At 42.7% G+C, this 23,826-nt stretch carries 17 protein-coding genes; 11 read left to right on the top strand and 6 right to left on the bottom strand.

Annotated elements, in window-relative coordinates:
• Positions 1-12: 12 nt before the first annotated feature.
• The 4 genes from B3D47_RS12090 to tig all read right to left on the bottom strand — a co-directional run bounded on the left by B3D47_RS12090 (position 13) and on the right by tig (position 4,362).
• The gene (locus B3D47_RS12090; protein WP_286862215.1) at positions 13-726 is read right to left on the bottom strand and encodes a DUF2846 domain-containing protein; all 714 of its coding nucleotides are present in this window, start codon (positions 724-726) and stop codon (positions 13-15) included.
• Positions 727-890: 164 nt separating this feature from the next.
• Positions 891-2,201 (bottom strand): ATP-dependent protease ATP-binding subunit ClpX, encoded by a 1,311-nt coding sequence (clpX, locus tag B3D47_RS12085; RefSeq protein WP_004813200.1) that lies wholly within the window; start codon positions 2,199-2,201, stop codon positions 891-893.
• Between the two features lie 29 nt (positions 2,202-2,230).
• On the bottom strand, positions 2,231-2,836 hold the full coding sequence (gene clpP / locus B3D47_RS12080) for an ATP-dependent Clp endopeptidase proteolytic subunit ClpP (RefSeq protein WP_004813202.1): 606 nt from the start codon (positions 2,834-2,836) through the stop codon (positions 2,231-2,233).
• Positions 2,837-3,030: 194 nt separating this feature from the next.
• A complete protein-coding gene (gene tig / locus B3D47_RS12075; RefSeq protein ID WP_004890158.1) occupies positions 3,031-4,362 on the bottom strand; it encodes a trigger factor in 1,332 nt (443 codons plus the stop codon).
• Between the two features lie 263 nt (positions 4,363-4,625).
• On the opposite strand from tig, the gene B3D47_RS12070 reads away from it, so the two are divergent.
• The 11 genes from B3D47_RS12070 to rdgB all read left to right on the top strand — a co-directional run bounded on the left by B3D47_RS12070 (position 4,626) and on the right by rdgB (position 21,906).
• The gene (locus B3D47_RS12070; RefSeq protein WP_004890160.1) at positions 4,626-6,800 is read left to right on the top strand and encodes a TonB-dependent receptor domain-containing protein; all 2,175 of its coding nucleotides are present in this window, start codon (positions 4,626-4,628) and stop codon (positions 6,798-6,800) included.
• Between the two features lie 290 nt (positions 6,801-7,090).
• Entirely contained in the window at positions 7,091-9,421 is a 2,331-nt protein-coding gene (locus tag B3D47_RS12065; protein ID WP_286862212.1) for a TonB-dependent receptor, read from the top strand.
• Between the two features lie 383 nt (positions 9,422-9,804).
• On the top strand, positions 9,805-12,060 hold the full coding sequence (locus B3D47_RS12060; protein ID WP_286862211.1) for a catecholate siderophore receptor Fiu: 2,256 nt from the start codon (positions 9,805-9,807) through the stop codon (positions 12,058-12,060).
• A 79-nt stretch (positions 12,061-12,139) separates the two neighbouring features.
• Positions 12,140-12,823 carry a Fe2+-dependent dioxygenase gene (locus B3D47_RS12055; protein ID WP_048882521.1) on the top strand — a complete coding sequence of 228 codons (684 nt, stop codon included), beginning with the start codon at positions 12,140-12,142 and terminating at the stop codon, positions 12,821-12,823.
• A complete protein-coding gene (locus B3D47_RS12050; protein ID WP_286862209.1) occupies positions 12,823-13,929 on the top strand; it encodes an alpha-hydroxy acid oxidase in 1,107 nt (368 codons plus the stop codon). The genes B3D47_RS12055 and B3D47_RS12050 overlap by 1 nt, the downstream gene beginning before the upstream one ends.
• A gap of 314 nt (positions 13,930-14,243) precedes the next feature.
• Positions 14,244-16,562: a TonB-dependent receptor gene (locus B3D47_RS12045; RefSeq protein ID WP_286862207.1), complete on the top strand. Its 2,319-nt coding sequence runs from the start codon at positions 14,244-14,246 to the stop codon at positions 16,560-16,562.
• 464 nt (positions 16,563-17,026) lie between these two features.
• Positions 17,027-18,724 carry a 2-isopropylmalate synthase gene (leuA, locus tag B3D47_RS12040; protein WP_286862206.1) on the top strand — a complete coding sequence of 566 codons (1,698 nt, stop codon included), beginning with the start codon at positions 17,027-17,029 and terminating at the stop codon, positions 18,722-18,724.
• A 112-nt stretch (positions 18,725-18,836) separates the two neighbouring features.
• Complete coding sequence (gene metX, locus B3D47_RS12035; RefSeq protein ID WP_286862204.1) at positions 18,837-19,997, top strand: homoserine O-succinyltransferase MetX; 1,161 nt, start codon at positions 18,837-18,839, stop codon at positions 19,995-19,997.
• Positions 19,997-20,590 (top strand): methionine biosynthesis protein MetW, encoded by a 594-nt coding sequence (metW, locus tag B3D47_RS12030; protein ID WP_004890183.1) that lies wholly within the window; start codon positions 19,997-19,999, stop codon positions 20,588-20,590. Before metX ends, metW begins: the two co-directional genes overlap by 1 nt.
• Positions 20,587-21,177 (top strand): tetratricopeptide repeat protein, encoded by a 591-nt coding sequence (locus B3D47_RS12025; protein ID WP_004813225.1) that lies wholly within the window; start codon positions 20,587-20,589, stop codon positions 21,175-21,177. The genes metW and B3D47_RS12025 overlap by 4 nt, the downstream gene beginning before the upstream one ends.
• Before the next feature lie 102 nt (positions 21,178-21,279).
• Entirely contained in the window at positions 21,280-21,906 is a 627-nt protein-coding gene (gene rdgB / locus B3D47_RS12020) for an RdgB/HAM1 family non-canonical purine NTP pyrophosphatase (protein WP_004890188.1), read from the top strand.
• 102 nt (positions 21,907-22,008) lie between these two features.
• Here rdgB and B3D47_RS12015 read toward each other — a convergent pair whose 3' ends face one another.
• Positions 22,009-22,890 (bottom strand): permease, encoded by an 882-nt coding sequence (locus tag B3D47_RS12015; protein ID WP_286862202.1) that lies wholly within the window; start codon positions 22,888-22,890, stop codon positions 22,009-22,011.
• A gap of 114 nt (positions 22,891-23,004) precedes the next feature.
• Positions 23,005-23,787 (bottom strand): NRDE family protein, encoded by a 783-nt coding sequence (locus B3D47_RS12010; protein ID WP_286862200.1) that lies wholly within the window; start codon positions 23,785-23,787, stop codon positions 23,005-23,007.
• Positions 23,788-23,826 lie beyond the last annotated feature (39 nt).

Here is a 23,826-nt window from a genome sequence, read left to right as displayed (position 1 = left end):
ATAAAGGTTTAATTACCAAGTACGCGGATCCCATAACTTAAATGGGGTAGTCAATTGTACGTCTTCAGTCGGATTATATTCGATGGCTTTAATTTTCTGGGCTTTCTTGCGAAGTTTCCCCGTATCCTGATCTTGGGCAACAAAATTAAAACTATCCGACTTAAGCTGGGTAAATGCAATTTCATTTAAACCTACAGTTTCAGGCATCAGCATTAGCGGACCTGTAGCTGTACGGCGAGTCGTTATATTTTCTTCGTCATATTTAATGAAGTAGGATTTGCCAGATTCCACGCTAAAATCCAGATATTTCGGTTTCTGGAAATGCAGTGCACCGAGCGGACGGCTGGTACTCAGACGATACATACCCGGTGGCAGCTCAACCCAATAATAATGATTATGCAACAGACTTGGAATACGTTCCTGATTGATAAAAATACTGGCAGCCACAATTTCCTGGCGGTTCCATTTCGAATCTGGACGATATAAGTAAACCATTGCTGCCTGTTCATGTTGCGGTTTCACTGGTGTAAAACGTTGACCCAGCTTTTGATTAACCCATCCACCAATCGTGAACATGCCTACCTTATGCTGCTCGACAAAACCCGGTTTTTTGTTCAGATCGATATTTTTCAGTGTTGATGTCAGTTGCTGTTCCTGAACAGCGTGCTTCGAATGACACCCCATCAAGGCTAAACTGCTGATGAGTACAATTGCGGCTCCACGCATGCTTATCCCTCACTGCGTCTTTATTATTTTATGCACATTTTTATAAATTTATATGAATGATCAGGCGTCCACGCCTAAGAAACGAGATTAACATTGTGATTTATTTTTGAAAATAAAAAACGTGCGAAAACAGTTCATTTTCGCACGTTTCAGACGAACAGCAGTTAAGCAGACTTACTATTTACTACCTTTAAATCAGCCTTGGGAGTAGCAGTCTGTTCAATAGCAGCCTGACGTTCCGGACGGAATTCCGGTTTAGCCTCGCCATTGATCACAGCCTCACTCACTACCACAGTACCAACATCGGTACGGCTTGGCAGGTCATACATGGTTTCAAGCAATGAGTTCTCAAGAATAGAACGCAGACCACGTGCACCTGTATTACGTTCCAGGGCTTTTTTCGCCACAGCGCGTAATGCAGAATCTTCAAAGACCAGGTCTACATTTTCCATATCGAACAGATGCTTATACTGACGAGTTAAAGCATTCTTCGGCTCAGTCAGGATTTGCATCAAAGCTTCTTCATCCAGCTCATCAAGCGTTGCGATCACTGGCAGACGGCCAATGAATTCTGGAATCAGACCGAATTTCACCAGGTCAGTTGCTTCAACTTGGCGGAACAGGTCAGATAGCTTCTTGGTTTCCTCTTTATTGCGTACTTCCGCAGTAAAGCCGATACCCCCCTTCTCCTGACGTTGCTGCACAATTTTCTCAAGTCCTGAGAATGCACCACCACAGATAAACAGGATATTTGAAGTATCAATCTGAATGAATTCCTGCTGCGGATGCTTACGGCCACCTTGTGGCGGGATTGAAGCAACCGTACCTTCGATCATTTTTAATAATGCTTGCTGTACGCCTTCACCCGATACATCACGTGTAATGGATGGGTTTTCAGACTTACGGGTAATCTTGTCGATTTCATCGATATAGATAATACCCTTTTGCGCTTTCTCGACATCATAATCAGCTTTTTGCAATAGCTTCTGTACGATATTTTCAACATCTTCACCGACATAACCTGCTTCGGTTAAGGTCGTTGCATCTGCCATGGCAAATGGTACATCCAGCAACCGTGCAAGTGTCTGTGCCAGTAAGGTTTTACCCGAACCTGTTGGACCGACCAGCAAAATATTACTTTTGGCAATTTCAACGCTGTCATCAGCTTTTTTACCATTGGTCTGCACTTTTAAACGCTTGTAATGGTTATATACTGCAACAGATAACGTCTTTTTCGCTACGTCCTGACCAATTACATATTGATCCAGCGCCGCACGGATCTCATGCGGTTTCGGCAAAGGACGATTCGCCCAGTCATTGGTTTCTACCTGTTGACTGGTCTGAACCAGATCCAAGCATACGTCTACACATTCATTACAGATGTAGGCGTCTTCGCCAGCAATCAGCTTGCCGACTTCAGACTGCGTTTTACCGCAGAATGAACAATGCTTTTGTCCTTGAGTATGTTCGGACATAGTCTCTCCAATATCTCAATCTTTCAAACTTATGGACGTTTCGTTAGAACTTCGTCCACGAGGCCATATTCTTTCGCTTGCTGAGCAGTCATGAAGTTATCACGGTCAGTATCACGCGCGACTTTATCAAAGTCCTGGCCACTGTGTTCTGCCATCAGACGGTTTAAACGCTCTCTGATAAACAGGATTTCACGGGCATGAATTTCAATATCAGATGCCTGACCCTTAAAACCACCCAATGGCTGGTGAATCATGACACGGGCATTTTCAAGGCAATAACGTTTGCCTTTTGCGCCCGCATTTAGCAGAAATGCCCCCATTGATGCAGCCTGACCCATACAATAAGTCACAACATCCGGCTTAATAAATTGCATGGTATCGTAAATTGCCATACCTGCAGTCACCGAACCACCTGGCGAGTTAATATATAGATGAATATCCTTGTCAGGATTTTCAGCTTCTAAAAACAGCATTTGTGCAACAATCAAGTTGGCCATGTTGTCTTCAACTTCACCAGTCAAGAAAATTACCCGCTCACGTAAAAGACGTGAATAAATATCAAAAGAACGCTCACCACGAGATGATTGTTCTACCACCATTGGAACTAAAGCGTTTTCAATCGCTGGAACATACATACGTTTATTTATTCCTAAATTTTTTGTGACTTAACCCATAATTACAATATGAGGGATAATGATCTAAATTGCAAAATATTCGCCATGAATTCCATGATATTTTTTGCATTAGTTTTGTGAAAACTGATTAGGTCATAGAAAGCTAAAGTATTAAAAAAAGGCGCTTAAAGCGCCTTTTTTATGACCAGCTAAACTTAGCCTTGTTGGCGAGCTTGCTGAGCTTTTAATAGGTCTTCATAGCTAACCTTAGTGTCAGTCACTTTAGCAGCAGCTAGGATGTGATCAACAACTTGGTCTTCAAGAACAACTGCTTCGATTTGAGCACGTTGTTGCTTGTCATTTTTGAAGTATTCAATCACTTCAGCAGGATCTTCATAAGAAGAAGCCATGTCTTCGATGTAAGCTTCTACACGTGCTTGATCAACTTCGATTTTCGCGTCAGCAAGTACTTTACTTACCAACACGCCAAGTTTCACTGATTTTTCAGCTTGTTCTTTGAACAGTTCATCTGGAAGCATGCTTGAATCAAATGCTTTCGCGCCTTGAGCACCAAACTGTTGAGTGAACTGCTGGATCATTTGTTGACGTTGACGGTCAACCTCTTGAGCAAGCATTGCAGCTGGAATTTCAACTTCGTTTGCAGCTACAAGTGCATCAAAAGTTGCGCCTTTCACCTGGTTGCGAAGACCGTTTTTCACTTCACGTTCCATGTTTTTACGAACGTCAGCTTTAAGTTTTTCAACGCCTTCTTCTTCAGTTAAACCGAAAATTTTCAGGAATTCAGCATCAATTTCTGGAAGTTTTTGCTTTTCAACAAGTTTCACAGTGATTTTGAATTGAGCTTGTTTACCAGCAAGGTTTTCAGCTTGGTAGTCTTCTGGGAAAGTTACATCGATAACTTTCTCTTCGCCTTTCTTCATGCCGATGATGCCATCTTCGAAGCCAGGGATCATACGACCAGAACCTAAAACAAGTTTAAAGTCTTCTGCAGAACCGCCTTCAAATTTTTCGCCATCAACTGAACCTTCGAAATCGAAAGTTACTTGCATGTCTTTTTTCGCCATGCCTTTAGTTTCAGCCCAAGCAGCACGTTGTTTTTGAAGATTTTCGATCATCTTCTCAACGTCTTTGTCGTTTACTTCAGCTTCGTTGCGCTCAACTTCAAGGCCTTCAAACTTCACTTCAACTTCTGGGTAAACTTCAACAGTTGCTTCATAAACTAAAGCATCATCTTTCATTTCAGTTTTTTCGATGTTTGGCATACCAACAGCGTTGATTTTCTCTTGTTGGATTGCTTCAAAAACTGTATCACGAATGATGTCGTTAACAACTTCTTGGTAAATACCAGCGCCGTATTCACGACGAATAACGTTCAAAGGCACTTTACCAGGACGGAAGCCGTTGATCTTCGCAGTTTTAGCAGTGCGTTTTAAACGAGCTTCAAATTGCTCATTAATTCGGCTCGTCGGTACAGAAACATTTAAACGACGGGCAACGCCCGAAACCGCTTCAGAAGTTACTTGCATGGCTTCCTCTATATATTTGGTAATAACAGGTTATAAAAAAATGTGCCACATTATATGACATCATTTAAAGATATACAAAACATACAGCCTTGTTACAGTTTTTAGAAACGATTTCTTCACATTATTCCTATTTATGCGATGAATTATTCATTTGATTAAAATATCTATATACACCTTGTTGCAAATGATAAATATTATCATTAATATTGCAAAAATTTGATACACAACTCTAATTTTATCTCCATTATTCTGGAATCTTGGTTATGCGCACTTTCAATCTTCGCCCTCTTGCAGTGGCTATCCTTGGGGTCACATCATCCTCAGTATTTGCTGAAACAACATTAACGCCTACAACAACACATCAAATGTCGACGATTGTCGTTTCTGCAGCAGGTTTTGAACAAGAACTAAAAAATGCGCCTGCTTCAATTAGTGTGATAACCAAAGAAGATATTGAACGTAAGAATGCTACTAATATTGCTGACCTGTTGGTGGATGTCCCGGGTGTCGATGTGCGCAATGGTGTAGGCAAAACTGCGGGGTTAAATGTGAGCATCCGTGGTATGAATGCTGATGATACGCTTATCCTGATTGACGGTCGTCGCCAGACAACCTCTACCGATGTTACCCCGAATGGTTTTGGTGAAGCATCAACAGGCTTTATGCCACCCCTTTCAGCCATTGAGCGTATTGAAGTCATTCGTGGGCCTATGTCGACCCTCTACGGTTCAGATGCCATGGGTGGTGTGATTAACATCATTACCAAAAAAGTTTCAGACGAATGGAATGGGAACGTTACTGTCAGTGGTAACGTTATGGAGCATGGCGCTGAAGCAGATTCATGGAAAACCAGTTTCTTGGTAAATGGTCCATTGGTCAATGATGTGCTTGGTCTGCAACTTCGTGGTAGTTATTATGACCGGGGTCAGTCTGAGCGTGTCGAAGGTTCAACAGGTCGAGATCCACGCCCGACCACCGCACATAATTATGATGTAGGCGGTAAACTTACATACAAAGTAGATGATCAAAATGCCTTGTGGCTTGACTCATTCTACAGCCATCAAAACTATAAGAATGAAGATAGCCGTTTAGGGACTTTAGATACTGCAACAACAGCAAATGGTTATAAAGATAAATTAATTTTTGATCGTACCCAGTTTGCAATCGGGCATGATGGCGACTATAGCTTTGGTCAGTGGAATACTTATATCAGCCACTCAGAAACTGAAACCAAAGGTCGTACGATACCTTCGGCTGCATTACCTGTCGGAAATGCACAAATTGGTGCAGATCGTGTGTTAAAAAATACCGATTTAATTGCAGACAGCCATATTATTTCAACTTTGGGTGCGCATAAGCTCACCGTGGGTACGGAATACAAAGAGCAAACCAATAAAGATAATATCGCCCTGTATTCGACTGGTGTAGACGAATTCGATAAAAAATCCTGGTCAGTTTATGCTGAAGATGAATGGCGTCTTTTGGATAGTTTAAGTTTAACCTATGGCGGTCGTTTTGAAGATCACTCCGGTTTTGGCGGTCATTTTAGTCCACGTGCATATCTTGTCTGGAATACCAACGACATGCTGACTGTGAAAGGTGGTGTAAGTACAGGTTATAAAGCACCTTCCGCGAAAGCCCTCTACGATGGCGTTGTTGGCCTCAGTGGACAGGGACAAAACCTGACATTTGGTAATCCTGACTTAAAGCCTGAAACTTCAACCAACTATGAATTAGGTTTTAATTTACAGCCGACAGATGATATTAATTTTACGGCAACCGGTTTTTACAACCAGATTAAAGATGCGATTGTTTCAGAGAATCTTCCTGTATCCGCTGAATGCTTGACTGCAAGCTCATGTTCAACCAGCGTGAATGCGAATAAAGCCAAAGTTTATGGTGCAGAAGCAACTTTGCAATACAGCATTTTGCCTGAATGGGATATGAAAGCTGCCTATACCTATACCAGAAGTGAAATTACGGATGGAGAAAACGAAGGCACTTATTATAATAACCAGCCACGTAATGCCTTTAACCTCACTTCGACATGGCATCTGGTGCCTGCTGTAGACCTATGGTTACAGTACGAATATAAATCTGATCGTCAACGCTTCCTGACTACGCCAACAGCACCTGCTTCAGGTTTAGGCTCAAGCGACTATGAAGAATATAAATTATTTGGTGACAAGTTAGCGGGCTATAGCATATTCAACCTCGGTGCAAGTTATACCGTTAGCGATCAATTACGTCTGAATATGGCCGTGAACAATTTGCTAGACAAAGATTTTACCGAAGGTGCAAAATCATATGAATATTTAGACAACCGTGGTCGTCTACAAACTGCTACCGGTTATAAATATTTAGATATCGGTTCTAGTACAACAGGTACTTATATTCCAGGCCGTAACTACTGGTTATCTGTTTCATATGATTTCTAATCATATCTAGTCAATAAAAAACCTGCTACGGCAGGTTTTTTATATTTTGAAAATTCTTATGAAATCCCTACTTCATCTACATAAAAAATCCCCATCAAAGAGACTTGAAACACTTATTTCTCCGATATTTATTAAATTCATTAGCTTAGATATATTTTGTTACACTATTACATTTACATTTCCAAGTTTAGCCTAGCTAAACATTGCCAAAACCAATAACAAAAACAAACATTAAACAAATAAGAATAATTATTATTCGCACATCACAAATTACACGATTCAAGTATTCCATGTCATTCATCAAGTCACGTAAAAAAATCGTTTCTTCTGCGATCGCTTCTTCCCTCTCCATGATCGCAGTGAACGCTGTGGCTGAAGAAAAAGTTGTTCAACTTGAAACTATTCATCAAGAAATTACTGCTGAAAAACAACAAAGCTTAAAAGTAGATAATTCTGCCAATAAAAAATTTGTTGCACCTTTATTAGATACCCCGAAATCAGTATCTGTCATTTCTAAACAAATGATTGAGGATACTCAAGTTACTACTCTTGCTGACGCTTTACGTACTGTACCAGGTATTACCCTTGGTGCCGGTGAAGGTGGCAACCCGAATGGTGATCGTCCATTTATCCGTGGTTATAACTCTGAAAGCTCAATGTATGTAGATGGAATTCGTAGTGCAACTTCGCAAAATCGTGAAATGTTTGCTGTAGAACAGGTTGAAGTCACCAAAGGTTCGGCTTCTGCTATGGGCGGTGCAGGGACCACTGGTGGTAGCATTAACATGATTTCTAAAGTTGCCAAAGCAGGGGATTCTTTAGAAGGTTCTGTTGCTGGAGGCACTGACAGCTACGCACGTATTACCTTAGATGGTAATAAAGATTTTGGTAATGGTGTTGCAGCACGTGTGGCGGTGATGGGTCATCATAATGAAAAAGCCGGTCAAAAAGACGGTACTGAATATAAACGTGCAGGTATTGCGCCAAGTATTACTTTTGGCCTGGATACCCCTACCCGTGCAACCTTAAGTTATTACTACTTAAAAACTGATGACACGCCAGATTCAGGTGTACCTTATAACAATCCATTTGGTGCCCCAGCTGCTGGTGCGACAGACAATAGACCTTTAAATGGCAATGGTAAACCAATTAATGTTAAACAAGGCGTTTACTATGGTTGGGAAGATCGCGACTTCCAAAAACAGGAAAATCAAATCGGTACGATCAAACTTGAACATGATTTAACCGACAATCTGACAATTTCCAATACTGCTAGCTACAGTAAATCTAAAAATGATTACCTGTGGACCAATCCTGATGACTCAAAAGGTAACATTTATCTAAATAATAGTGTTTTTGCACGTGCAAATTCACGTGTAGCTGATACAGATACTTTTACGGATCAATTAGCACTTACAGGTAAATTCAATACTGGCTCACTACAACATAGCTTTAACTTGGGTGCCGAATATTCTGACCAAGAAAATGACCGTACTCAGTACATTATCAATGGCTTAAATGCTACTGGTAGTGCCTATCAAACATGTCCTGATAGTGCACCAGCTGGTTGGTGTACTCCAGTTCAAAATCCCAACCGAGGCCCATGGACTGGCACAATTAGTACAGAGGGCGCTGATCAATACAACACAAGAACCAAATCTACCTCGATCTATTTCTTAGACAGTATTGAATTTAATCCTCAATGGATTTTGGATCTAGGTCTTCGTTGGGATAAATTTGATACAGAGCAAACCATGACTTATGGCGCGAATAACGCTGCAACAAAGCCAACAACCGTAGATGGTGTTGTCATTCCTCCTAAGAAGAATGTTGGTGACCAAGACACGGTAACAAGCGATACCGACTTTTTCACCTACCAAGCAGGGGTAACTTTCAAACCTGTTGAAAATGGTTCAATCTATGCAAGCTATGCAACTTCAGCTAACCCAGTTGGTGTTGATGCAGGTGATGGCTCTGAAGGTATCGGAGAGGCTTACAGTAACCTTGACCCAGAAGAAAGCCGTACTTTTGAAGTGGGTACAAAATGGGATTTATTCGATGATCGCTTGAATTTAACCGCTGCGATTTTCCGTACTGAAAAACAGAATGCCCGTATCCAGCTTGATTCAACCACCTATGCAAATATCGGCGAAAGTAAAGTAGACGGTTTTGAACTTGGTTTGAACGGTAACATCACGGATAAATGGGCAGCTTCTCTAGGTTACACCTACTTAGATAGTGAACAAACAGATCCAGGTCCATCTTGTACACGTGCTGGTGTGTGCACCTACCCGAATGCTGCAAAAGGCAAACGCTTACCAAATGTTCCTGAAAACAGTGCAACTCTTTGGACGACTTATGACCTAACCCCTGCTTTCACAGTTGGTGCGGGTGCAGTTGCCATAGATAAAGTTTACGGTAATGCTGACAACACTAGATACGTTCCAGGTTATGTTCGCTACGATGCAATGGCGCGTTATAACGTGAATCAAAATGTTGACCTGCAGTTGAATGTAAACAATCTGACTGATCAACGTTATTTCACTAAAGCTTATGCATCTCACTATGCAACTGAAGCAGAAGGTCGCAATGCAGTCCTTTCTCTAAACTTTAAATACTAAATTTTCGCTTCTTCCCTATTTAAAGATAGCCTCATTCATGAGGCTATCTTTATTTCTGTCCTATATATCAAGGACTACTTGAACATACTGTTTTTAACACCTGTTAGTTATCTTATTTAAGTCATGGCTTAAAACCTCAAGAAAATATAGACCTTACCTTTTTTCTATAGAAATCCTGAATCAAATTCTAAAATTTAAACAGTAATTCCATGCACAAAGTTATAACAATGACTAAATTCAATATTGTTAATGATAATTATTATCACTACAATTCGCAAAATTATTAAAGGCCATAACAATAACTCCATAATTGCTGCTATTTGATGAACTCGAGCATATCAAGGTGGTAAGGGAAATATTATTTAATTCAGGAATTCCGCAATATGGCGCATATCAAAAGCCGGAAAAATCATTATAAGACTTCATTGGTCGCACTTGCTGCAACTCTGCCTCTCATCGCTCATGCGGATAACACCACCAATGAAGGAGTTATTCAGCTTCCAGAAATTACGGTTAAAAACAAAACTGTAAGTGAATATAAAGTAGATCAATTAAGCTCTGTTAAATCTAGCCAAGCTTTGGTAGATACGCCGCAAACTGTTTCGATTATCAACAAAAATTTATTAAAAGAACAAGGTGCGACTACCTTGGTTGAAGCTCTGCGTAATACACCAGGAATTACCTTACAACTGGGTGAAAATGGCAATACCAGTGCTGGCGATGCTTTCCAGATGCGCGGCTTTTCAACTCAAAGCTCGACCTATCTGGATGGTATTCGTGATCTGGGTGCTGTGAGTCGTGATGTATTTAATCTGGAGCAGGTGGAGGTTGTAAAAGGCCCGGCAGGTGCAGAGGGTGGACGTGGTACAGCATCCGGTTATGTAAATCTGGTCAGCAAACTGCCTCATCTGGAAAACAGCCGTGAAGTGTCTGCAACCTATAACACGGCAGAACATACACGCCTTGCTACCGATATTAATCAGGCCATTAGTGACAGCATCGCCATTCGCCTGAATGCAATGGGACAAGATGGCGGTGTGGAAGGACGCGATTATATCGAAAATAAAGGCCGGGCTATTGCTCCTTCCATCGCCTTTGGTCTGGATAGCGATACTCGTTTATATCTTTACTCACAACACATTCGTCAGCGTAATATCCCGGATGGCGGTATTCCGACTATTGGCATGCAAGGTTTCTGGAATGCAGACCCGCTGATTGCCAATGCAGCTAAAGTAGACCGTGAAAATTATTATGGTCACGCAGATGACCATGAAGATATTAATGCTGATATGTTTACAGCCAAAATCGAAAGTGACTGGGCTGAAAATCTGAAATTCACCAATATTACCCGCCTGGGAAATACCCAGATGCAGCGCACATTGACAGGGATTAATACGATTTCAAGAAACGACTCTACTAATCCTCAAGACTGGACAGTCAGCCGTTCGCGACAAGGGGTAGATCAGGAAAATAAAATTCTAGCTAATCAGAGTACGATCAACTGGAATGTCAAAACTGGTTCAGTAGAACATGATATGGTCGCTGGCGTAGAGCTATTAAAAGAGCGGCAATATTCTAGAACACTGGCCACACAAATGCCGGGACAACCAACCAACAGTACACCACCCGCGAATCTATATCATCCTGATCGTTACCAGAATCTACCGGACCCTGTTTATACGGGTGCATATTCTGATGGCGAAACCCAGACGGCGGCAGCTTATCTTTTTGATACGCTCAAGTTTGGTGAACGCTTCCAGTTAAACGGTGGAGTCCGTATCGACTATTATGATACCAATTACGATGCATTGGGTTACTCAACCGACAGCAATACCTTGGCAGTGACTGAAACTAGAACAGATTTAAAAGCACATGATACTTTATTCAGCTGGAAGCTTGGTGGTTTATATAAGCCCACAGCCTATAGCAGTGTCTATGCCTCTTATGCCAAGTCCCTGACACCTCCAGGTAGCAACAATTTTAGCCTTTCAACTACAGGAGCAAACAGCTCGGCTGCTGATCCTCAAGAAACCCATCATTATGAAATCGGGACCAAATGGGATTTACTGGAGGGTAACCTGGCTTTAAATGCTGCGGTATACCATACCGAAAATGAAAACCAGTTCACTCAAGACCCCATTACCCGCGAGTCTATTCAGGAAGGTAAAACTGTTGTTAAGGGAGTCGAGCTGGGTGCTGTCGGTAAAATTACCGATGCCTGGAATATTTCAGCTGGCGTAGCCCATATGAAAACCGAGCAAAAAGACCAGCTCAGTGTCAATGCCAACACGGGGGCAATAACCCAGACCAATAGCGTGCGCTGGTCACCTGAATGGACGGCTTCCCTATGGACCACTTATAACATTTCTGGTTTAAAACTGGGTCTGGGCGCGCGTTATGTGGATGAGCAAAAACGTGTGATTACCAACAGCACTGCAACAGCCAATATGCCAAGTATTCCAAGCTATGTGGTATTTGATGCTATGGCCGGATATATCTTTAATGATCGTGCTTCTTTAAACCTGAATGTCTATAACCTGACAGATAAAGAGTACATCAGCACACTGAATAATGGCGGTGGCCGTATGATCCTGGGTCAACCACGTTCAGCAGCTTTAACCTTAAATTATAAATTTTAATTCAGCCTTTATCTCTACTTACCAATATCGTGTATTCTCTTGAATGCACGATATTTTCAATTGCAGGAATGCTTTTAAAATGATGTTACATATCCCGGCAGTATTAAACAAAGTACAAGTTGCCGAACTGAGACAACAACTTGATACCTCAGAACATTGGATCAATGGACAACTCAGTGCCGGGAGTCAGGCACAGAAAATCAAAAAGAACCTGCAACTGGATTCTTCGTCTGCCCTGTATGGGCAGATTAGCCCGATTATTTTACAGGCACTTAAAAACCATCATTTAATTACTTCTGCTGCACTGCCGAAACATATCTTGCCGCCCCTGTTTAACTGCTATCAGGATTCTGGTAACTATGGCAATCATGTCGATAATGCCATTCATTACTCTCCCCTGCTTGGACAGGCTATTCGCACTGATGTCTCACTGACTTTGTTTTTATCTGAAATCGATGAATATGAAGGCGGTGAGCTGGTGGTCGAAGACCAATATGGCTGCCATGAAGTCAAGCTGGATGCTGGAGATGTCATTGTCTATCCATCGACCAGTCTGCATCGGGTTGAACCGGTGACTCAAGGCAAACGTATAGCAGCTGTCACCTGGATTCAAAGTATGGTTCGGGAAGATGCCAAACGTAGCATGCTATTTGATCTGGATATGACCATTATCAAACTGCGTCAGCAAATTGGCGATACGCAAGAAGTCTTGCAGCTGACCCATCATTATCACAACCTGATTCGTCAATGGGGTGACTTATAATGTCGCAGGACCCAATCGCACCACTGACCCAGATTCCCGCCTACTTACAAACCATTGCCGACTATGAAATGGAGGCAAAAAAACATCTGTCCAGTATGGTCTGGGATTATCTGCAAGGTGGTTCTATGGATGAAGTCAGTGTCCGGGATAATTTACAGCAGTTTCAGGATATTCAGTTATTACCTCGAATGCTGAAGGACCTGAGCCAAGGCAGTACTGAAATTGAAATTTTTGGACAGAAATTTCCGCATCCGATTTTCCTGGCACCGATTGGACACCAGCAGCAATTTCATCCTGAGGCTGAAACAGCTTCAGCGCTTGCTGCAGAAGTCATGGGCAGCAATATCATTCTCAGCACTTTTACTAATACCGATATGCGGGCACTCAAGCAGGATAATCCTCGCAAATGGTTCCAGCTTTACTGGCAAGGTGATCGAGAAAAATCTTTGGCTTTGGTGAAAATAGCTGAAGCACACCATTATACGGCGCTGGTAATTACCGTGGATTCACCACATACCGGCATCCGTGATCGTGAACGTCGCGCTTTTTTCCATTTACCGGAAGACATGCAGCACCCGCATACACCAGTACATATTCCCCTGCCAGAATTAAAAGAAGGTGATCATCCGGTCTTTCATGGGCTGATGAAAATTGCCCCGACCTGGGAAGATATTGCCTGGATGGTAAAGCAGACTCATTTACCGGTCATTCTAAAAGGTATCGTACATCCGCAGGATGCCCAGCTCGCTATTCAGTATGGTGTGAAAGGTCTGATCATTTCCAATCATGGCGGCCGAGTACTGGATACCTGCATTTCTCCACTGATTGCCCTACAACTAATTAAGAAGGTAGTGCCAGCAGATTTTCCTCTGCTTTATGATGGCGGTATTCGCCGCGGTTCTGATATCTTCAAGGCAATTGCCTTAGGTGCTTCTGCGGTGCTGGTTGGCCGTCCTTATATTTATGGACTGGCGACTGCCGGAGCTTTAGGCGTAGCACATGTGATTAAAATCCTTAAAGAAGAATTTGAAATCACCATGGCGCTAATGGGGACAGCCACAGTAGCTGAAATTCAGCCGGGCTGTGTGTTGAATAGAATTGAATGATGATATTTATTTGAAAATAAAAATGAAGTTTCAAGAAGTCGGAAGTGCCATATTCTACTTCTTGAACTATTATTTAAGACAATCCTAAATATTTTATATCTCAATAATTATTATCAATTAAAACTAACCTAGACCTATATTTTATCAATTTATAGCAAAAACATAGAGTTAATCCTCTACCCTCTGATCCTTTCATCTATTTTTAAAATTGATTAAATTTTACTCATCGCCAATATCAATTTAGAAAGGATAGCAACGATAACAATAATAATTATTATTTGCGAATCCAAACTTAAAAATAAAAAAGAACTATGATGAGCCAGATAAAATCTCGTAAAAAAATCGTTTCTTCAGCAATCGTTTCTTCCCTTTCTTTTGCATCTGCACACACGATTGCACAGGAAAATGTGGTGCAGCTTGAGACCATTCATCAGGAAGTACAAGCTGAACCCGTGCCGGGTCTAAAAGTCGATCAGTCAGCCAATAGCAAGTTTGTTGCGCCACTCCTGGACACGCCAAAATCTGTGGTCGTGATTCCCCAACAACTGATTGAAGATACGCAGGTCACTACCTTAGCTGATGCTTTGCGTACTGTTCCGGGGATTACTTTAGGCGCAGGTGAAGGCGGCAATCCGAATGGGGACCGGCCTTTTATCCGGGGGTATAACTCGGAAAGTTCAATGTATGTCGATGGCGTGCGAAATTCGACTTCACAAAACCGGGAAATGTTTGCCATTGAGCAGGTCGAAGTTACCAAAGGTTCTGCTTCTGCCATGGGCGGTGCGGGCACTACGGGTGGCAGTATTAATATGATCTCCAAAGTAGCGAAAAAGGGAGATGCGCTGGAAGGCTCTGTTGCGGGTGGTACAGATATGTATGCACGTATCACTTTGGATGCTAACAAGGACTTCGGCAATGGTATGGCGGCTCGTGTCGCAGTCATGGGCCATCAAAATGAAAAGGCCGGTCAACATGACGGTGCTGAATATAAACGTGCTGGTATTGCACCCAGCTTCAGTTTCGGCCTGGACAGCGCAACGCGTAGTACTTTCAGTTATTACTATCTAAGAACTGATGATATTCCAGACTCTGGCATTCCCTATAACAATCCATTTGCAGCCACCAATGCCAATGTCGCTTTAAATGGCAATGGGAAACCAATTGATGTGAAAGCAGGTCAATACTATGGCTGGAAAGATCGTGATTTCCAGAAACAGGAAAACCAGATTGGTACTTTAAAATTAGAACATGATTTGAATGACAATCTAACCCTGAGTAATACGGCGGTCTTTAACCGCTCTAAAAATGACTACCTCTGGACCAACCCCGATGATTCACGCGGGAACTTCATTTTGAATGGCAGTGTCTGGGCACGGGCCAATTCACGTATCGCAAATACCGATACCTTTACTGACCTACTGGCTTTAACAGGCAAATTTGATACTGGTGCTATTCAACACAGCTTTAACCTGGGTGCAGAATATTCAGATCAGGATACTGAACGTACCCAATATATTATTAATGGTCTGAATGCCACGGGAAGTTCTTTTGCGGCGTGTGGTACCCCTGCCAATGTGGCCTTAGGCTGGTGTACTTCTGTAGACAATCCAGACCGGGGTGCGTGGACAGGGACTATTAGTACGGACGGTGCGGACCGTTATGATATCGAGACCAAATCAAAGTCGATCTACTTACTGGACAGTATCGAATTGCATCCGCAATGGATTGTGGATCTGGGAGTGCGCTGGGATGACTATAAGACCCAGCAAACATTAACCTATGGACGATTCAATAATGCGGTGACAGGTGCCAACAATACGCCGATTACCGCCGTTCCAGGTGATCAGCTTACCCTCGAAAATGAAGAAGACTTTTTTAATTATCAGGCAGGTCTAGTCTTTAAGCCAAGAGAAAATGGCAGTATTTATGTCAGCTATGCCACTTCCTCAAATCCGGTCGGTATCGATGGCGGTGATGGCTCTGAAAGTATTAGCGCAGCTATTGAAAATTTAAAAGCTGAAAAAGTTCGCACCATGGAACTGGGAACTAAATGGGATCTTCTGGAAGATGAACTGAATCTGACGGCTGCCATTTTCCGTACTGAAAAGACCAATACCCGCGCCACCGATGCTGATGGCACCACCCGTAATATTGGTGAGACCCGTGTCGATGGGATTGAGCTGGGTATCAATGGAAATGTCACCGAGAAATGGGCAATTTCCGCAGGCTATACCTATTTGGATAGTGAACTGATTGATGGTGGCTTTGAAAATATTGGAACTACAGCAGATCCCATCTATGTACCAAGCTCGAACAATGGCAATCGGGTTCAGAACGTAGCAGAAAACAGTGCAACCTTATGGACGACCTATCAGGTCATGCCTCAACTGACATTGGGTGCCGGTGCTGTGGCAATGGATAAAATTTATGGCAATGCCGCCAATACCAAATTTGTTCCCGGTTATGTGCGTTACGATGCCATGGCACGTTATCAGGTGAACCCAAATGTAGATCTACAGTTGAATATCAATAACCTGTCCGATACACGTTATTTTAGCAAAGCCTATTCTTCCCACTATGCCACTGAAGCAGAAGGCATCAGTGGTGTTTTAGGCATGCATTTTAAATACTGATCTGAGCAATCTTCATGATATTAAGGGCTAGTCTGGATTCATCAAACTAGCCTTTATTTTTTGATATGAAAGATTTCATGTATGCATTGCTTAAAAACTTCCAACAAAGCTATTATATAAAGAAATATTTTAGCCTTATCGCTTAATTACAGGAAAATCCAACAAAATTAAAATAGATTATAGAAATATTTTTCCAATTAATAACTTTATAAGAAAATCTTTTTTAAGATACGACTAAAATCCATAGAAAAAGCAAAAACTTTTCACGTTTTCTGGACTAAAATTTAATTATAGGTTCACCATGCAGGTGTCTGGTTGATCCTGATGATCAAAACTTAAAAAAGACAGGATTGATCTAATTTACCCTCACCTGCCTGTAAACGAATATATAGACAAAATCTATGCTGTAGACCGAGCAACTGCTACACCAAGCAAGTATGCCAGGCTACCTAAGGAGCTCTCTCATGATGTTGGCTGATCCAAGTAAAAAATACCGTCGCATGTATCAACGTGTGGACTTACCAGACCGTCAATGGCCGAATAATGAAATTACTAAAGCGCCAATCTGGATGAGTACTGACCTGCGTGATGGTAACCAGGCGATCTTCGAGCCAATGAACATTGAGCAGAAGTTCAAAATGTTCCAGATGTTGGTAAAAATCGGTTTCAAACATATTGAAATCGGCTTCCCGTCTGCCTCTCAAATTGATTTCGACTTCACTCGTAAATTGATTGAAGAAGGTCATATTCCGGATGACGTCTACATCGAAGTATTGGTTCAGGCACGTGACCATTTAATTGCACGTACTTTTGAATCTTTACAAGGTGCGAAACGCGCAATCGTGCATATCTACAACTCTAACTCTCCAACCTTCCGTCAAAAAGTGTTGAACGTAGACGTTGAAGGTGCAAAACAGTTAGCGATAAATGCAGCGCAAAAAGTGAAAGAATACGCAGCAAAACAGCCTGAAACTGAATTTGTCTTCCAGTACAGTCCTGAATGTTTCTCTGCAACTGAATTAGAAGTTGCCAAAGATGTCTGCGACGCTGTGACTGAAATCTGGGAAGCATCTCCAGAAAACAAAGTGATCTTGAACTTGCCAGCCACTGTCGAAGTCTCTACACCAAATGTGTATGCCGACCAAGTGGAATGGATGCACCGTAACATCGAGCGTCGTGACGGCGTGATCATTTCAGTTCACTGTCATAATGACCGTGGCTGTGGCATCGCAGCGTCTGAATTAGCAATTATGGCCGGTGCTGACCGTGTTGAAGGTTGTGTATTCGGTAATGGTGAGCGTACCGGTAACGTGGACGTAGCGGCAATTGCCTTGAACATGTATACCCAGGGTGTTGCACCAAACTTGGATTTCTCGAATATCAACGAAATCATTGCAACTGTTGAAGAATGTACTGGCTTGCCAGTCCACCCACGTCATCCATATGCGGGTGACTTGGTGTTCACAGCATTCTCTGGTTCACATCAGGATGCGATCAAAAAAGGCTTCGAATTCCAGAAAAACCAAGAAATCTGGGATATGCCGTACTTGCCAATCGATCCGAAAGACCTGGGCCGTGACTATGACGCCGTGATTCGCGTGAATTCACAGTCAGGTAAGGGTGGTATCGCTTACTTGTTAGAATCGAACTATAACGTGACCTTGCCACGTCGTTTACAGATCGAATTCTCGCAAATCGTGCAGCAAAAAACCGATGAAGACGGTACTGAGATTTCAGCACAAGCGATCTGGACATTGTTTAAAGACACCTATGTTGATGCCAAAGATGCACATTACGCTGCCAAGAACTATAAATTGTCAGATGAAAATGGCAACCAGGTGATTGAGCTAGATGTTGAAGTCAATGGTGAAACTCAGCGCTTACGTGGTGAAGGTAACGGTCCAATCTCTGCGATTTTGGATGCATTACAATTGCCAATTGATGTGTTGAACTATGAAGAACGTAGCATCAGTTCTGGTGCACATGCCAAAGCCTTGGCATTGGTTGAACTTCAAGTGAAAGGTACCGGTAAATCCGCCTTTGGTGCTGGTGTCCACGACAACATTGTGACCTCTTCAATTGAAGCGATTATCGCATGTACCAACCGCCTGATTGACCAGGGTGTGTTAAGCACTGAACAGGTGATTGCTGCTGCCGTCTAGACACGGTATTAGAATTAGCGATAATTCATAGCACTAAAAAGACTTTAGAAGGATACCTGCAAATGGTATCCTTTTATTTATTCATACTAAAGATTTAAGGCGAATCATTCCCGTGTCTTTTCCAGCTGACTCAGTGGGCCTTGTTGTCCCACAAAAGTTCCAATTCGAACAGCCGTTAGAGCTTGAATGCGGTCGCATCCTCCCCCGTTTTGAACTGATGGTTGAAACTTATGGCGAACTCAATGCCGATAAGTCCAATGCCATTCTGATTTGTCATGCCCTTTCCGGTCATCATCATGCTGCTGGTTATCATCATGAAGATGATAAAAAACCAGGCTGGTGGGATGCCTGTATTGGTCCAAACAAGGCAATTGATACCAATAAATTTTTTGTGGTTGCCCTGAATAATATTGGTGGCTGTAGTGGTTCAACAGGTCCAACTTCTCCGAACCCTGAAAATGACAACCTTCCTTATGGTCCTGATTTTCCTCTAGTGACTGTACGTGACTGGGTGAAAACCCAAGCCATGCTGTCTGACCATCTCGGTGTTGATGTGTGGTATTCCGTCATCGGTGGTTCATTAGGTGGTATGCAGGCATTACAATGGTCAGTAGATTATCCAGATCGTCTGCAAAAATGTGTGATTATTGCCAGCGCACCTAAATTATCTGCACAGAACATTGCCTTTAATGAAGTCGCACGTCAGTCAATTCTGTCAGATCCGGATTTCCATAATGGCCGTTATCTGGAACATGACAGCTATCCAAAACGTGGTCTGATTCTGGCACGTATGGTCGGTCATATCACCTACCTGTCTGAAGAGGCCATGAAGCAGAAATTTGGTCGTGATTTAAAATCCGGTAAATTTATGTATGGTTTCGATGTGGAGTTCCAGGTCGAAAGCTATTTGCGCTATCAAGGTGAACAATTTAGCCGGAACTTTGATGCCAATACTTACCTGATTATGACCAAGGCGCTGGATTACTTTGATCCTTCACGTGAATACCAACAATCATTGGTAAAGGCAATGGCCCAAACCAAATGTAAATTCCTCGTGGTCTCTTTTACAACTGACTGGCGGTTCTCACCTTCACGTTCTGTTGAAATCGTAGACGCCTTAATTACCAATAATAAGCCTGTCAGCTATCTGGATATTGATGCTGAGCAAGGCCATGACTCCTTCCTGTTCCCAATTCCACTGTATGTGAAGTCATTGCGTGCCTTCCTGGGTGGTGAAGAACTGTTAAAATCAACCCCGAAGGAGACGGTGTAATGCGTATTGATCAACAACTGGCAGAACGTTGGATTAAACCGGGTTCACGCGTCCTTGACCTGGGCTGTGGTGACGGTGAATTACTGGCTCATATGAGCAAAAAGCACAATATTCGTGCATACGGATTAGAAATTGATCAAGAAAAGATTGCAATTGCAGTCAGTCGTGGGTTAAATATCATCCAGCAAGACTTAAATCTGGGATTAAGTCGTTTTGCAGACCAGTCTTTTGACTATGTTGTCATGGCACAGGCTTTGCAAGCTGTAGATGCACCGGACGTTTTATTGCGTGATATGGTGCGAGTGGGTAAACAGGCGATTATTACTTTCCCGAACTTTGCGCACTGGAAGACTCGTTCTTTCCTGGCACTAAAAGGGAAAATGCCTGTTTCGGAAGCTTTACCCTATATGTGGTATAACACACCGAACATCCACTTATGTACTTTCCGTGACTTTGAAGCACTTTGCGCGGAAAATAATATCAAAATTATTAACCGACTCGCTGTGAATGGGAATCAACAAGGCAGCATGCTCAGCAAGCACCTCCCTAATCTGTTTGGTGAAGTCGCAATTTATCGAGTGAGCGCTCTATGAAAAAATTATTACTAAGTACGACGCTACTGGCTGGACTTTTTAGCTTTCAGGCCCATGCAGACTATGTTGCTCCAACACCTTCTGTCGCAAGTCAGGCCGCACAATATTCCATCATGGATATCAATAGCTTAATTAAGGCAGCGAAGGCAGGACAGCCAGGTGCACAATTCTATTTAGCAACCAAATACCAGTATGGTAAAGACATTCAGAAAGATGAACGTCAGGCTTTTGCCTGGTATAAAGCAGCAGCCGATCAAGGTCTGGCAGTTGCTCAATTGAATGTAGGCCGTATGCTGGCAGATGGTATTGGCACCAAGAAAGATGAAACACTGGCTCGCCAGTACTTTGAAAAAGCAGCCAGCCGTGGTGATAATCGTGCCAGCTTTAACCTGGCGATGATGGAAGAGAAAAAGAAAAACTATATGGGTGCTTATCAGTGGTATGAACTCTCTACCCGTGACGGCATGCTGGACAATAAAGTGATTACTTTATCTGAAGGCAAAAAAACTGCATTGGCAGCCAACTTGACCCAGGAACAGATCCGTCAGGCACGTGATCGTGCAGACCGTTGGATTCAGGCACAATAAGCTGGATCTGCAAAAGAGCACCTTCGGGTGCTTTTTTATGGCCTGAAAACTGTAGCAAGTTGCTACACTACATATATGTAATTTGAAAGATGAGTAATTGATATGGCTTCAACTGACTGGTTATCCCAAGGCACACTGGTACTGGCAAGTAATAACAAGGGCAAGATTGCAGAATTTGAAAAGATGTTTGCAGAACTCAAACTTCCAGTTGAAGTTATTCCTCAAGGTAAGCTGCATATTGAAGACGCAATTGAAGATGGTTTGAGCTTTGTTGAAAATGCCATTATCAAGGCACGTCATGCCTCACGTATTTCTGGCAAACCTGCGATTGCTGATGATTCAGGGATTTGTGTACCAGTTCTGGGCGGTGCACCTGGGATTTACTCTGCACGTTATGCGGGTGAACATGGTGATGATGCTGCGAATAATGAAAAATTACTGGCTGACCTGAAACCACTGCGTAACGACGGTGAACCGATTGAAGGCATGTTTGTGTGTGTACTAGCCTTAGTTCAACATGCCGAAGACCCTCTACCACAAATCTTCCAGGGCATCTGGAAAGGTGAGATCTTGGAAGCAGCCCGTGGTGAAAATGGCTTTGGCTATGATCCGCTGTTCTGGTTACCTGAACTGGGTATTGCGAGTGCGGAAATGAGCAAGGAAGAGAAAAATAAAATTAGTCACCGTGGTCAGGCAATGCAGCTATTTAAAGCGAGTCTGGAAAAGTAAGTTTCATCTCTCATGGCTCCCTCTCCCGTTGGGAGAGGGCTGGGGTGAGGGATTTAAAATGCATCTTATTCTCTCTCGAGGAAAAGGACTTTTCTGATATTTTTATAAACCCGGCACCAACGCATGCACCATCACTCCATATACGCCGATCAAGATCGCACTGGCAATCGTTCCTGAAGCAATATATTTCGCTGAATAACCCGTACCTTGATAATGGGTTTCCAGTGCCACAATATTGGCTGCTGGTGGAAGCAGGAAATACATCATTAAAACAGCATAAGTTAGTATTTGATGCGGAATTGGCAATAAGAAATAAGCACCTGCTGCCAGTCCTAAAGACAGAATAAAGCGACCACTAATCAATATTAAACTACGGGTCAAATCACTCAGCTGAATCCGGACATGACGGAGCCACATGCCTAGAATACACATGCCAGCAAAGGTCACCAGAAACTTGTTCACGGCATAGCCCCACTGAATCACTGGATGCGATTCATAAGCACTAAAATCCCAAAACGATAAAACTGCTGCAACCGTTAGTGCAATCACCGGTGGAGACTTCAGCATATTTTTAATAATGAATTGTGGTGTCTGCTTTTCAGCACTCACTGCTACAACTGCACTGACATTACCAAATAAAGAACCGCCGATATATAGAGCTACAATAGTATTTAAAGCTTCAGGACCAAATAACGCCAAGGTAAAAGGAAATCCCAGCCAGACACCATTCAAATAACTAAAACATAATGCACGTAATTTATCTTTGGAGAAAAAGTAGAACAGGCCGAACAGAAACAGCGAGCTAAAGATACTAAAGCCAATCAGCCACAAGCTACCCTGCTTATAGAACACCATGTTGTAAATCACAATCAACGGGATCAGCAGACGAGCCAGTAAAGCGGCCATAAATGGACGAACCGGCTTTAAATAATGGATGCCCCAGAATCCAATCAAAAATGAGATAAGTGGTAGGAGCAGTGCCATAAAGAATATAAAGTGAGGAGTAGTAGATAGGCTTTATCCTAGCACATCTCTATATACTCAGAAGGGTGTTGTTTAAACTGATATCTTTATAAATATCATCACCAATACTGTTATTTAGCTAATAATCGGAATAACTTGTTCAACGATCTGCCCTGCTGTTTCACCCTGCTGGGATTTTTCCAGCCACTGCCACTCATCGGTTTTCATTCTCAGGAAATTGGAACAGCGCGTGCCATAAGCCGGACTTTGAATAAAGGTTGAAGACAACAACTGTTCCAGTTCATGTGAAATCCCGGTCTTCGGCAACAATTCCGGAATGATCTTGCGTTCATCTTCCAGAATATCCCAGACGGCATAATAAAGATCCGACTTAGGTATATCGGGATGCTGCATCATGGGCAGGAATTCCTGGGTAAAACGCTTGCGTAAGTGACGGGTCTTTTCCCAATGTTCAGTCAGCAAACCATTGGATACCACATATACACCATGTGCCAACACTTGCGGTGCTTCACCACGGTTGCTCATATAGACCGCCTGCTCTCGATCACCGACAAACAGGTTAAAGCCTGCATAGTCACATTGCTTTTTTTCCAGTTCTTGGGCAAACCGAATTGGTGTTAATTCAGATTCAAGAAAATCCTGAAGAATATGACCGCGTGAAGTCGGATAAGACTTTTGGTCCTGCCCATCTCTAAAATTGGTAATCACCGCCCAGCGGCCCGCAGCAGTCACCCCCATCCAGGTACCACCAGACTGCAAATCCTGACCTGCAATAATTGGGCTATTTTGCCAGGCATGCAGGGCGGCTGTCGGACGCTGATAAAACTCATCCCGGTTTGAGATCAGACAAAGTGGCGTGTCATCCAGTACACGCCAGGCCAAGGCGACGATACACATAATTGATGCTCTAGATCTTTACACATTGAATGTACAACA

This window comes from Acinetobacter sp. UBA3461, assembly GCF_002381195.1.
Taxonomy (GTDB): domain Bacteria; phylum Pseudomonadota; class Gammaproteobacteria; order Pseudomonadales; family Moraxellaceae; genus Acinetobacter; species Acinetobacter schindleri.
The sequence above is the reverse complement of the archived record's forward strand: the minus strand, read 5'-3'. Positions and strand labels throughout refer to the sequence as shown.